This is a genomic window from Novosphingobium aromaticivorans DSM 12444 (assembly GCF_000013325.1).
Taxonomy (GTDB): Bacteria; Pseudomonadota; Alphaproteobacteria; order Sphingomonadales; family Sphingomonadaceae; genus Novosphingobium; species Novosphingobium aromaticivorans.
This window is the reverse complement of record NC_009427.1, coordinates 249,338-262,235: the sequence shown is the minus strand read 5'-3', so window position 1 is coordinate 262,235 and position 12,898 is coordinate 249,338. Positions and strand designations below refer to the sequence as shown.

Genomic DNA, 12,898 nt, shown 5'->3' with positions numbered 1-12,898 from the left:
TTGCGGCCAGACCGGCCCGGGGCCGCCCTCAGTATCCCATCAACCCCAGCACTTCCTTGCGGGTGCGATTGTCGTCGAGGAACGTGCCCATCATCCGGCTCGTCACCATGCCGACGCCGGGCGTCCGCACGCCGCGCCCGGTCATGCAGCCGTGCTGCGCCTCGATCACCACCGCCACGCCATGCGGGCGCAGGTTGTCCCAGATGCACTGCGCGACTTCGCTGGTCAGCCGCTCCTGGATCTGAAGACGGCGCGCATAGGCGTGGAGGACGCGTGCGAGCTTTGAAATGCCGACGACCTTCTCGCGCGGGAGGTAGGCGATGGCCGCCTTGCCGATGATCGGCGCCATGTGGTGTTCGCAATGCGACTGGAACGGAATATCCTTCAGCAGCACAATCTCGTCGTAGCCACCCACTTCCTCGAACTGGCGCGAAAGATGGTGCGCCGGATCTTCCGCATAGCCGCTGCAACACTCCCGCCAGGCCCGCGCCACGCGCCTTGGCGTGTCGAGCAGCCCCTCGCGTGTGGGATCGTCGCCCGCCCAGCGGATGAGCGTGGCTATCGCCTCTTCCACCTCGCGCGGTACGTGCGGTTTGCCCTGTTCCATCAGTCGCCCCTTCCCGGATTGATTCGCATGATTTTTCCGGTGGGATAACGCGAGATTTATCAGGAGGCGACAATTTCCTTCATATGCGTAGCCATAAAGTAATAAATCTACGCGAACGTGCGCCTGAACAGCGAAAGGCGGTCATGCACGGGATCGTCCGCCCCGGCGCGCCCGGTGCCTACGCCCTCGCTGCCATAGTCCTCGCCCTTCGCGGCGGGAACGTCTTCGGCAAAGTCGAGGATGAACGAGCGCCGCGCGAACCGCCATACGCCGCCACGCTTTTCATAGTGATCTGCATAGCGGCCCCAGGCGACGAACTGGCGCTCGCCATCGAGCGTGAGGTGCCAGGCCCGCGCGACGATTTCGCCCTGCGCATGGTCGCCGTCGAGCGCAAAGAGCATCGACATGGCCGTGTGCATCGTCGCGCGCCAGTTGGCCATCATCGACGGCAGCCACGCGATGTACCCGTCGACCGGCCCGCAATAGTAGGGCGTGTGATCGTCGATCGCATCCGCATGGTAAAGCGTGCGCAGCAGATCCCAGTCGCGCCGGTCGATGCAATGACCGTAGGCGGCGACGAGATGGCGCAGCGCTTCGCGGTCCGCCATCTCTTCCACCGTCAACGCACGCGGCGCGAGCGGGCGGGTGCCTGCGTCAGACACCGAACCCGCCGCCGACCGAGATGGTCTGCCCGGTCACGTAGTTGCCCCGGTCCGACGCGAAGAACACCGCAGCCTGTCCGATGTCACGCGGGCTGCCCCAGCGCTTGAGCGGCAGCATCGCCTTGACCGCCGCTTCCCATTCGGGGGTGAAGGTGCCCGCTTCCTGCCCGATCTTGAACTGGCCCGCATCGATCACGCCGACGAGGATCGAGTTCGCTCGGATCTCGTGACGGCCCTCTTCCTTGGCGATGCCCTTGATCAGTGCCTCGTTGCAGGCCTTGGGCGCTACCGACAGGCCATCGAGCTGCGGCCACCAGTCATGCCCGGCCGAACCCAGGTGCACGAAGCTGCCGCCGCCGCTGTCCCGCATGTGCGGCAGCGCGGTGTGCACGGCGTTGTTGAAGCCGAAAGCCTCGATCTCCATCGAATCGCGGAACATCTGCTCGGTCCATTCGGCGATGGGAACCTGCGGCACGACAGGCCCGGCACCCCATACGACCGTGTGCACCCGGCCATGTTCCGCCACGGCTGCCGCGAACGCGGCCTGCACTTCGGCGCGGTTGCGTACATCGGCCTTGTGGATCGAGACGCGGCGGCCGAGCGCGCGCATTTCCTCGGCCACGGCTTCGGCAACGTCCTGCTTCGAACGATAGACCACGGCCACGTCGCTGCCTTCGCGTGCAAATTCGAGCGAGACGCCCCTGCCGATGCCACCGCTGCCGCCGAAGACGATCGTCGCGCCGGCCGGAAAATTCTTGTCCATGTTCTCTCCCGCAATTTCCAGGGAGCCGCAGCGGGCACCCCGACTGATTAGGCAATCGCGCGGCATATCCGATATCGGCTACGCATTTAGCGACATAATCAGACTGATAATTCCATCTTGCGCATTCATCAAGATGCTCAGCGACGACTTTTCAGGAAAGTTCCCACCACGCGTTGCGGATCGGGTCCATTTCCAGCGGGCGCATTACGCAAAGCACGCCGAACCAGTCGCGATCCTTGTTCGCCTTTTCCGCGTCCCGGTCGGCAAGCGACTGCACTTCGCCACGAAACCGCTCCAACAGCTCGGCAAGCTGCGCCGCGCCCGCGACCGAAAGCTTCACCACCTCGGACGTATAGATCGTCTCGGGAGCGCCATAGTCCAGCTCGAAGAACACCCGCTTCATGTGCGTCTCGAACAGGTTGCGCAGGGGCAGCTTGCGGAACACCATGTTGCGGTCGACCAGCGGCCGCACCCGCCCGCTCCTGAGCCGGTCGATCAGCGCCAGACGTTCCAGCCGGGTAAGCGCGGCTTCCATCTCGCGCGGGGGCACCGAAAAGTCCGCCGCCGTCTCGTCGGGCTGGATGCCGTTCAGGATCGTCATGAACAGGAACGAGAGGAAGATGTTGCTGGAAAGCGCGCGTTCCTGAGCCAGCGTGAGTTCGTGCGCGAGCACGCCCGGCGCCTCTTCCGCCTCGCGCACAAGGTCGCCCAGCACCATGCCGCACAGACCCGCCAGGCGCTCCAGCCGGTCGATGGTCAGCCCCTTGCCGGCAAGCCATCGCTTCACGGTGGCTTCCCCCACTTCCAACTCCCGAGAGAGTCGTAGCATTGTCCATCCCTCACTGCGCAATTTGCGCTTAAGGACAGAAAGCATTGCCGATGCGCTTGAATCGTATCGCGTCATGATCCGCATCAGATAACGAAACGATCCTGTTGGCAAGCTCGGACTTCGCCGGACTCGGAGCGCCCCATATGCTGCGCAACATCTTCTCGGCGCCCTGCAGCAAACAGCGGTTCCGCAATGACAAACTGGGAGAAAGAAATGTCCGATATTCTTATCAGGAACGGTACCGTCGTGGACGGGACCGGTGCTCCGGCGTTCAAGGCGGACGTGCGCGTGCGCGACGGCGTGATCGCCGAGGTCGGCGAGAACCTCAGCCCCAATGGCGAGCGCGTTTTCGACGCCAGCGGCTGTCACGTCACCCCCGGCTTCATCGAAAGCCACACCCACTATGACGGCACCATGTGGTGGCAGCCCGATCTCGATCCGCTGCCCGGCTATGGCGCGACGACGATGATCCTCGGCAACTGCGGTTTCTCGCCCGCGCCGCTGCACAAGTACATGCCCGCCCAGCGCGAGATGATCGGCATCTTCTCGTTCTTCGAGGACATCCCGGAAGGCCCGTTCATGCAGAACCTGCCGTGGGACTGGAACAAGTGGTCGGAATACCGCGCCTCGGTGGAACGCAACGTCAAGGTGCCGCTGAACTACGCCGCCTATGTCGGCCACATCGCCATCCGCCTTGCCGCGATGGGCGTCGAGGCATGGGAGCGCGAGGCGACCGCCGAGGAAATCGCCAAGATGGCCGAACTGCTCGACGACGCGCTTGCCGCCGGCGCGCTCGGCATGTCCGACAACATGCACGACCATGACGGACAGGACCGCCCGGTTCCCACGCTCAAGGCCAACGACGCCGAGTTCGAAGCCCTGTTCGACGTGATGGAGCGCTACCCCGGTTGCTGCTACCAGGTCATTGTCGACACCTTCATGCGCATGACCGGCCCGGCGAACCTCGAACGCCTGTCGAAGCTTCTCGCCGGTCGCAAGATCAAGGTGCAGATCGCGGGCGCCATCCCCACGCTTGAATTCCAGAAGGGCATCCTGCCCGCGATGCAGGAATCGGTGCGCAAGATGCGCGAAGCCGGCGTCGACGTGTGGCCCGGCTATGCCCACGTCTCGCCGACCTCGACGCTCAGCCTCGTCAAGTCGCTGATCTTCGCGCAGTCGAACGACTACGTCTGGCACGAAGTCGTGCTCGAGGACGACCATGCCAAGAAGGCGGCGCTTCTCGCCGATCCGGAATGGCGCGCCCGTGCCCGCGAAAGCTGGGATACCCAGGCGTGGGATCATTCGCCGCTGAAGAACCCGCAGGAACTGTTCCTGCTCGACAGCGAGAACGGCGCGGGTCCGCTCAACATCACGCTCAAGGAATATGCCGACAGCCTCGGCCTGCACCGTTCGGACGCGATGGCGGACTGGATCCTCAAGAACGGCACCCGTTCGACCGTGCATATGGCGCCCTTCCCCAAGGACGAGGCACTGACGCTGGAACTGATGAAGGACCCGAAGACCGTCGGCAACATCTCGGACGCCGGCGCGCACCTTCAGATGCTTTGCGGTGGCGGCGAGAACGCGCTGCTGCTGACCCAGTACGTCCGCGAGGAAAAGAAGCTTTCGCTGGAACAGGCGATCCACGTGATGACCGGCAAGCTGGCCGGCCACTTCAACCTCAATGACCGCGGCGTGATCGCGGTGGGCAAGCGCGCCGACATCGCCGTGTTCAACATGGACGAGATCCAGCGTCGCGAGATGGAAAAGGCCTTCGACGTTCCCGACGGCCGCGGCGGCACCACCTGGCGCTTTACCCGTCAGGCGATGCCCACCCGCCTCACCCTGGTGAACGGCGTTCCGACTTTCGAGAACGGCGCCTTCACCGGTGCGATGCCGGGCAAGTTCCTCTCCCCCGCGAACGATGACGCGGCGCTGGCGGAGGCTGCGGAATAACCAGCGAGAGCGCCTTCAAGCCGGCTCTCTCGTCGGGGGCGCCCATCCCTCCGGGCGCCCCCGCTTCCGCGTTCAAACGAAAAGACACAAGAGAAGGATGCCGAACATGAACGAAGCAAAGATCGGCGACGCCGACCGGGCCTACTTCAACGGCCGGATCCAGAAGATCGAGACGGAAAGCTCGGTGCTGGTCAGTTCATCCAAGTACCTCAACAACCCGATGCTGCGCACGCTGATCGCGCAGGAAATGCTGCGCCGCAACGGGCCCGACCTGCCGAACACCGCCTACATCCCCGAAGTCGCGCAGCTCCTGCACGACCTCGAGGACATGCCGCGCGTGATCGAGCTGTTCGAGATGGAAAAGGCGCGCCTGCCGCTCTTTGCGAAGTGGTTGGAAAAGCGCAGCCTTTCGAACTTCACGCTGGCCGAGACCAAGGACTGCGCCCCCGGCACGCTGGGTGCAAAAATCTACGATTTCATGGCGAACTCGGGCTACCAGCTCGACCTGTTCTTCCAGGAAATCCAGGTGGTGAACGACTTCACCTTCTACCTGCGCCAGACCGCGCTGACGCACGACATCGAGCACATGGTGACCGGCTTCGGTCCCAACCACGGCGGCGAAATCGCCCTCATCAGCGCCAACATGCACGCCAAGTCGCGCTACTTCCATCCGGAACTCAGCAACTTCTTCAGCCGCATCGCCTTCTACCTGAAGGCCAAGACGACGATGAAGGACGGGCTCTACTATCCCGAAGCGATGGTCGTGAACCTCGAGGCGGAATTCCTCGGCGCGCAACAAGGTCGCAACTGGAAGTACCCGCTGATGCTGGTCGACTGGCGCGAATATGTCGACGTCCAGATCGAGGACATCCGCCGCGAACTGAACATCACCCCGGTGATCGACAGCCGCTGGGACGACACCAACCGCCTCTGCAACGAGGATGACCCGAACTACGGCGTGCCCATGATGGAAGCCGCCGAGTGAAGGCAGGCACGATACCCTGAAATGCCGGGGCGGCGGGCGCGGACAAGCGCCTCGCCGCCCCGTTTGCCGTGCGTTGCATACAATGGCGGGCGGCACGGAAGAACAACGACAAGACAAGCACAACAAAAGAGGGAGAGACGGGAATGACCAAGACGGAACTGCGCACCAGCCTGCTGCGCGGATCGATCCTTGCGCTCGGGGCGCTTGCGCTCGCGCCGGCGGCCTACGCCGAAGAGGATGCGCAGCAATCCGCAGGCGAGGGCCAGCAGGCCTCGGTCCAGGAAATCATCGTCACCGCCCAGCGCCGCGAGGAAAGCCTGCAGAAGGTGCCCGTGGCCGTGACCGCCATCGGCTCGGAACAGCTCGCCGCGCTGCGCGTCAACAGCGTGCGCAACCTCGCCGGCCTCGCGCCGAGCCTCCAGCTCAACACGCAAGGGCAGCAGTCGAACCCCACGATCATCATCCGCGGCGTCGCCTCGGGCACGTCGAGCAACTCGGTCGATCCCAAGGTCGGCATCTACATCGATGGCGTCTACATCGGCCGCGCGGTCGGCTCGCTGCTCGATTTCAGCGACATCCAGCGCGTCGAAGTGCTGCGCGGGCCGCAGGGCACACTTTTCGGCCGCAACGCCACTTCGGGCGCGATCAGCATCGTCACCGCCGCGCCCAAGGGTGAATGGGGCGTGCGCGCGACCGGCTCCTACGGTAACTACGATGCCTGGCGCGGCAAGGTCTCGCTCGACCTGCCGCAGATCGGCCCGTTCTCGGTCCGCCTCTCCTACCTGCATGACGAGATCGACGGCGACGTCGCCAACACCATGGCGGACAAGGGCCTGAACCTGTCCCTGCGCGCGCCCGAATTCGGCACGCAGAAGTTCGTGAAGCGCCTTGGCTATCGCAACGTCGACGGCGGGCAGGTCGCGGTGCGCGGCGAATTCGGCAACCTTACCGCCGACTATCGCTTCGACTATACCGACTCCCACGGTTCGGGCCGCGCGATGCAGAGCTTCGGCGTCATCCCCGATGCCTCGGGCCAGCTGCTTGCCCCCATCGTCGCGCTCCAGCCGTTCTTCGGCGGAACGACCAACTATGGCGTCGACGGCCCGCTCAAGTCGGTCGCCGCCGCGACCAGCGACGAGCATACGGTGACGCAGGGCCACAGCCTGACGCTGACACTTGCCGCAAACGACAACCTCACCGTCAAGTCGATCACCGCGTTCCGCAAGTTCCGGCAGGACCCGGTGGTCTTCGACCTCGGCTCGGCCGGCGGCATGCGCTTCACCTTCCAGCAGCTCGGCGCGCTGATCACGCCCGGCCTGACGCCGGAACAGATCCAGGCGGCCCTGTTCAACCCGGCCAACCTGCCCGGCCCGAACGACTACTTCTTCCCGCTGCTCAGCGCCCGCGCGACCAGCCAGAAGCAGTTCAGCCAGGAACTGCAGTTCCAGGTGACGACCGACCAGTTCGATCTCACCGCCGGCCTGTTCTACTTCCACGAACGCTCGCCCGGCACCGAAGTTCTCGGCATCCTCTCGCCAGCGCCCTCCGCCACGATCGTGCCAAGCGCGCTCGATGCGGTCTTCGGCAGCGGCATCACCCGCACCATCGGGGTCAACGATTCCATGGCGGGATACGGCCAGCTCACCTGGCACCTGACCGACACTTTCGACATCACCGCGGGCCTGCGCGGCACGATCGACGATCGCGAGCTGAACATCCTCGTGATCTCGGGCGCGCAGGGTGGTTCGCTGGGCGTGGGCGACTACAAGGCGACCTACAAGAAGCTGACCTACACCGGCATCGCCACCTGGCGCCCGACCGAGCAGACCACGCTTTTCGCCAAGGTCGCCACCGGCTACGTCTCGGGCGGCATCCTCAGCGGCATTCCCTACCGGCCTGAAAACCTGACGTCATACGAAGTGGGCGCTAAGACCCAGTTCCTCGACAACAAGGTGCGCCTCAACGTCGCCGCGTACTACAACGACTACAAGGACCTGCAGACGCAGAACTTCATCAACGGACGGCAGTTCTTCGACAACGCGGGCAAGGCCAAGATCAAGGGCTTCGAAGCCGAACTCGACATCGTCCCGGTCCAGGGCCTGAACCTGTCGGGCAGCGTCGGCTATACCGACTTCGACTACAAGACCTTCATCCTCAACGGCGAGGATGTCGCCTCGTTCGCGCGGCCGACCTACTTCTCGAAATGGACGGGCCGCGCTGCGGCGGTCTACAATTCGCCCGATTTCGGGAACGATGGCGGGCATGTGACGGCGCTGGTCGAAGGGCGCTATCGCAGCTCCTACTACCTCACCTCCACCCCGCTGCGGAGCATCCTGACCGGGCAGCCCGCGCTCGAGGACCTGAACCGCCAGCCTGGCTACTGGCTGGTCAACGGTCGCCTCGGCGTCGCCGACGTGCCGCTCGGCGGGGCGCGCATGTCGCTCTCCGTGTTCGGCGACAACCTGTTCGACGAACGCTATGTGGGCTTCGGTGCGCCGGTGCTGCTGTTCACCGGCAACTACGAACGCGGCCGTACTTACGGCGTGGAACTGGGCGTCAGTTTCTAAGCGTCGGGGGGCATCGCCAGTCGGTGCCCCCATTCGCCCCGTCGGTGTGCCGCGGGCGCGCGGCCCTCACCAGTACGCCTTACCAGTACGCCTTACCAGTATTCCGGCCAGTTCATCGAAGCCTCGCGGCTGTCGAGATCCACCGCGCCGACGATGCCCAGCGCGTTGCGCGCCTCGTCGATCGGCAGGTGGAACACGTCCTCGTAGCGGGCCATCCAGAACGGCCCCGACTGCTCGCCCACGTCCATCCCGCAGCGGATCGCCTTGAGCACCGTCGGGAAGGCCTGCTGGTAGTGCAGCCCGGTGCGCGAGACGAGCCGCAGCGCGCCGAGCAATTGCCCCGCGTTGATCAGGCCGACCAGTTCCGGATCGAGGAAGCGCGGCAGGTTCGATAGCCGTGCGAAATAGGGCACCAGTTCACCGATGATGTCGAACCCACCGCCGCAGACGATGTGCTCCAGATCGTGCGTCTGGCCGCTGCGCAGCGAGAAGTATTCGAACTGGTTGCGCGGTTCGAAGCGCGGAACGATGTCAATCTCGAAGCCGTTGTCGCGCAGGTAACGCCCGAAGGTATGCCCCAGCGAGCCTTGCGGATGGGCCAGCAATTCGTCGACGGTGAAGTTGGACGAGAACCCTTCGGCAAACCACCGGTCCAGTTCGGGCCAGCGCTTGCGCTCCTGCGTGAACAGTTCCTCGATCCGCGGCACGTCGAACACGTCCGCCAGGATCATGTAGAGCTTGTGTGCGTCGAGCGTGGTCGGCGAATCCTTGCCGCTCTTGCGCAGGTAGGCCGTCGCCAGCCAGTCGCGCAGACGCGGCTCGTTGAGGTACGGCGAATTGCTGACCAGCACAGTGCTGTCGGTCGCCACCGGCTTTGCGCCGCGTGCAAGGTAGGGCAGGTCGTCGGCCATCGGCTTATCCTCTTTCGATCATCGCTTGCGGCACTCGCACCGGCATTTCCAGCAGGTGCTGGGCCATGCTCTTGGCCGCGGCATCGAGGCGCGGCGAGACGTTGATGCCGCCGCCCTGCGCATCGTGGGCCAGGATGTTGATCGCGTGGCAGCCGGGCACGTCGAAGATCTCCAGCCGCGCATGGGCAGGATCGTCGAACAGGTGCCGGTACCAGTCGGTCACTGCTGCCTGGGTCAGGCTCGCGCGGATCCACGGCAGGAACCGCGCCTCGCGCGCGATCACGCCAACGTTGAACAGGCGTCCCTTGTCGCCGCTCCTTGCCCAGGCGAGCCGGACAAGCGGCACTTCGACCAGCGGCCCTGACGTTTCCGGCAATGCCGGCGCGGCGGGCCGCACGATCTTCGCCGGATCGAACCCGGCGCGGACAGGATCGTCAAAGTCCAGCTCGGTCCCGTCCAGCCACACCCGCGCCTTGACCCGGTCGCGCCCGATCAGGCCGAAGACCATGCCGGTCAGCGGAAAGGCGCGCGGCGCGGCGATGATCGGGGCAATCGACGTTCCGACGGCCATGTTCATGATTGCGGTCGTCTGCTCGCGCCCGAACAACATGCAGGCGGCAGGATTGTCGTGATCGACGACGATCTTGAGCAGGACTTCGCGGGGGCCAAGCGCCTGTGCGCGCGGCCCCCATGCGGTCTCGGTGCCGATGACCTCGCTGTGCGTCATCCGCCACTCGCCCCAGTTGCGTTCGCGCAGCATCCGGCCCGTGCGTTCCAGCAGCGCGTCCGCCGTGCGCCGCGCCTTGGCCGCCGCATCCATCCCGCTGACGGGGATCAGCGCGACCGAGCGCCAGCCGTCGTCATAAGTGCCGCACAGCTTGAGCGATCCGGTAGGTGGATAGCCTTTCGCGCCGGCCACGCGCACGCGGTTCGGCCCGACCTGCTCCACAGTCACGCCGGTGAAGTCGCAGACCACGTCTGGAACGATGTAGGCTTGCGGATCGCCGACCTCGTAGAGAAGCTGCTCCGCGATCGTCCCTACCGAAACGAGACCGCCCGTGCCTTCGGGCTTGGTCATCACCACGCTGCCGTCGGCATGGCATTCGCCCACGGGAAAACCGATGTTCGCCCAGTCGGGCACGTCCTGCCAGTCGGTGAAGGTGCCGCCCGTCGCCTGCGCGCCACATTCCAGAAGATGGCCGGCGACAGTGCCCGCCGCCAGCAGGTCGTAGTCCTCGGCGCCCCAGCCGAACTCGTGAATCAGCGGCCCCAGGATGAGCGCGGAATCGACCACGCGCCCGGTAATGACCATGTCCGCGCCCGCCGCCAGCGCCCGCGCGATGGGAAACGCGCCGAGATAGGCGTGAAGCCCGATGCCGCCTTCGGGCAGGGGCATGCCGTTGTACATGTCGCGCAAGCCCTCGGCCCTCAGCGCGGGAACCAGCGCTTCGACATCGTCGCCGGTCACCGTGGCCACCCGCAGGTCCAGCCCCTGTTCCCGGCCGCGCTTGCGGATGAGTTCCGCCAGCCCTTCGGGGTTCATGCCGCCGGCATTGGCGACGACGCGAATGCCGCGCGCCTTGAGTTCGGCCAGATACGGTCCGACATGGATGTCGACGAAGTCCGGCAGGAAGCCCGATGCCGGATCGGCCTGCTTCATGCGCCGGAAGATGCCCATGGCGCCTTCGCCGAGATAGTCGAAGGCGAGGTAATCGAGTCCCGGCACGGTCAGCAGCGCGGGCACCGCGATGGCGCTGTCGTTCAGCGCCCCGCTGGCGCCGCCGATGCGCACCACCTTGCCTTCGGCACCCCGAACCGCATCACCCATCGCTTGTCCTCTCAGGCAGCGCGCCGGTGTTTCCCGGCTGCGCCGGAAATCAGTCGTTCGCGCCGGTAAGGTCCCGTGCCGCGATATAGCCGAAGGTCATGGCCGGCCCGATGGTAACGCCCGCGCCGGGATAGCTTTCGCCCATCGCGGATGCGGCGTTGTTGCCCACGGCATAGAGACCCCGGATCGGCTGGCCCGCATCGCTGACCACCTGCGCGCGCGCATTGGTGCGCAGGCCGCCGTTGGTGCCGATGTCGCCCGGATAGATCGGCAGGGCGTAGAACGGCCCCTCGGTCAGCGGACGCAGGCACGGGTTGGGCTGGTGACGATAGTCGCCGTACATGCGGTCGTAGGCCGCCTGCCCGCGATGGAAATCCGGGTCCTCACCCTTGGCCGCGAACTGGTTGAAGCGGGCCACGTTGGTTTCGAGCGTTGCCGGATCGACGCCCATCTGCCGCGCCAGGTCGCCGATCGTGCGCCCCTTCTTGAGGATCGAGCGCACCGCGCCCGATTGCATCCAGTCCGGCACCAGCGGCAGCAGCGGCCCCATCGGGAACTGGTGGCGATAGCGGTGGTCGAAGACCATCCAGCTTGGCGAAGCATCGCCGAATTCCTTCTCGCGCCGCGCCATCTGCTGGCCGACCACGTGATAGGACGCCGCCTCGTTGAGATAGCGCTGGCCCTTCTGGTTGACCATGATGCACCCTGGCAACGCACGCTCGATCGTGCACAGCCGCCCGCGATCCTCGCCCGGCACGTAGAACACCGGCGCCGCCCAGGCCGAATGCATGTTCATGGTGCCCGCGCCGATGGCCTGGCCGGCCACGATTGCATCGCCGGTGTTGCTCGTGACACCGCCCGAAAGCTGTGCCTTGTTGTAGAGTGGCGCGTTGGCGTCGCGCATCTGCTGGTTCTTGTCGAACCCGCCGGCGGCCAGCACCACGCCCTTGCGCGCACGGATACGGAACGGCTTGCCGTCCTTCTCCACCACGACGCCCACCACCGCGCCGCCTTCGGTGACCAGTTCCTTCATCGGCGTGTTCAACCACAGCGGCACACCCACCTGGTTCAACGCATGGCGCAGGCCCCCGGTCAGGGCATTGCCCAGCGTCAGGCGCCGGTCCTTGCGCGACGTGAAGCGCAGCGGCAGGTCCAGCCAGTACTTCGCCATGTTGCGCATCAGGCCGGTCATCCAGCCCTTGCCGCGATAGAGAAGCTGGTACGTTTCCGCGAAAGTCCAGTTGAGATAGCCGAACAAGCTTGCCGCAGGCGAAGGGAAGCGTTGCGTCTTGAGGTCCGCGCCCAGCAGCGTGCCGTCGAACATCTCGGGCAGGTGCGTGCGAAAGCCGGTCACCGATCCGCCGGGATTTTCGGCATGATAATCGGGATACGGCTGCGCGGTGTAGACGACCTTTGTGTTGGCCGTCACCCAGCGCAGCATCGCGGCGGCATTATCGACATAGGCGCGGATGTTCTCGTCCGGCACGTTGTCCGCCGAAAGCGCGCGGACATAGCGGAAGGCATCGTCGAGATTGTCCTCGAAGCCTGCCGCCCTTGCCTGGTCGCTCCCGGGAATCCAGATGCCGCCGCCGGACGTGGCGCTGGTGCCGCCCCACAGGCGGTCCTTCTCGACGACGAGCACTTCGGCCCGGTTCTTCGCCGCAACCAGCGCGCTGAGCATGCCGCCCGCACCCGATCCCACGACGACGACGTCGACTTCCTTGTTCCACTCCATGCCCGTCTCGATCCTGCCCTTGGACTCTCCGCGGGAGCCCTCTTATTCAGGAAAC

At 65.4% G+C, this 12,898-nt stretch carries 10 protein-coding genes; 3 read left to right on the top strand and 7 right to left on the bottom strand.

The window, feature by feature from the left end; genetic code table 11:
- Positions 1 to 28 precede the first annotated feature (28 nt).
- From folE to SARO_RS19035, 4 genes are all read right to left on the bottom strand, one after another.
- On the bottom strand, positions 29 to 607 hold the full coding sequence (folE, locus tag SARO_RS19050) for a GTP cyclohydrolase I FolE (protein ID WP_011906881.1): 579 nt from the start codon (positions 605 to 607) through the stop codon (positions 29 to 31).
- A gap of 107 nt (positions 608 to 714) precedes the next feature.
- Complete coding sequence (locus tag SARO_RS19045) at positions 715 to 1,269, bottom strand: nuclear transport factor 2 family protein (RefSeq protein WP_143005017.1); 555 nt, start codon at positions 1,267 to 1,269, stop codon at positions 715 to 717.
- Positions 1,262 to 2,032 carry an SDR family NAD(P)-dependent oxidoreductase gene (locus SARO_RS19040; RefSeq protein ID WP_011906879.1) on the bottom strand — a complete coding sequence of 257 codons (771 nt, stop codon included), beginning with the start codon at positions 2,030 to 2,032 and terminating at the stop codon, positions 1,262 to 1,264. Before SARO_RS19040 ends, SARO_RS19045 begins: the two co-directional genes overlap by 8 nt.
- A gap of 151 nt (positions 2,033 to 2,183) precedes the next feature.
- Complete coding sequence (locus tag SARO_RS19035) at positions 2,184 to 2,834, bottom strand: hypothetical protein (RefSeq protein ID WP_234007481.1); 651 nt, start codon at positions 2,832 to 2,834, stop codon at positions 2,184 to 2,186.
- A gap of 240 nt (positions 2,835 to 3,074) precedes the next feature.
- Between SARO_RS19035 and SARO_RS19030 the strand changes: the two genes are divergently transcribed.
- The 3 genes from SARO_RS19030 to SARO_RS19020 all read left to right on the top strand — a co-directional run bounded on the left by SARO_RS19030 (position 3,075) and on the right by SARO_RS19020 (position 8,369).
- Positions 3,075 to 4,817, top strand: a complete 1,743-nt coding sequence (locus SARO_RS19030; RefSeq protein WP_011906877.1) for a D-aminoacylase — start codon at positions 3,075 to 3,077, stop codon at positions 4,815 to 4,817.
- Positions 4,818 to 4,923: 106 nt separating this feature from the next.
- Positions 4,924 to 5,802: a Coq4 family protein gene (locus SARO_RS19025; protein ID WP_011906876.1), complete on the top strand. Its 879-nt coding sequence runs from the start codon at positions 4,924 to 4,926 to the stop codon at positions 5,800 to 5,802.
- Positions 5,803 to 5,945: 143 nt separating this feature from the next.
- A complete protein-coding gene (locus tag SARO_RS19020; RefSeq protein ID WP_011906875.1) occupies positions 5,946 to 8,369 on the top strand; it encodes a TonB-dependent receptor in 2,424 nt (807 codons plus the stop codon).
- A 92-nt stretch (positions 8,370 to 8,461) separates the two neighbouring features.
- On the opposite strand, the gene SARO_RS19015 is transcribed toward SARO_RS19020, so the two are convergent.
- From SARO_RS19015 to SARO_RS19005, 3 genes are read right to left on the bottom strand one after another with little or no spacing between them, the layout of a single operon-like run.
- Positions 8,462 to 9,280 (bottom strand): Coq4 family protein, encoded by an 819-nt coding sequence (locus tag SARO_RS19015; RefSeq protein ID WP_011906874.1) that lies wholly within the window; start codon positions 9,278 to 9,280, stop codon positions 8,462 to 8,464.
- A gap of 4 nt (positions 9,281 to 9,284) precedes the next feature.
- Positions 9,285 to 11,108, bottom strand: a complete 1,824-nt coding sequence (locus SARO_RS19010; RefSeq protein WP_011906873.1) for an acyclic terpene utilization AtuA family protein — start codon at positions 11,106 to 11,108, stop codon at positions 9,285 to 9,287.
- 49 nt (positions 11,109 to 11,157) lie between these two features.
- A complete protein-coding gene (locus SARO_RS19005) occupies positions 11,158 to 12,843 on the bottom strand; it encodes an FAD-dependent oxidoreductase (protein WP_011906872.1) in 1,686 nt (561 codons plus the stop codon).
- Between the last annotated feature and the right edge of the window lie 55 nt (positions 12,844 to 12,898).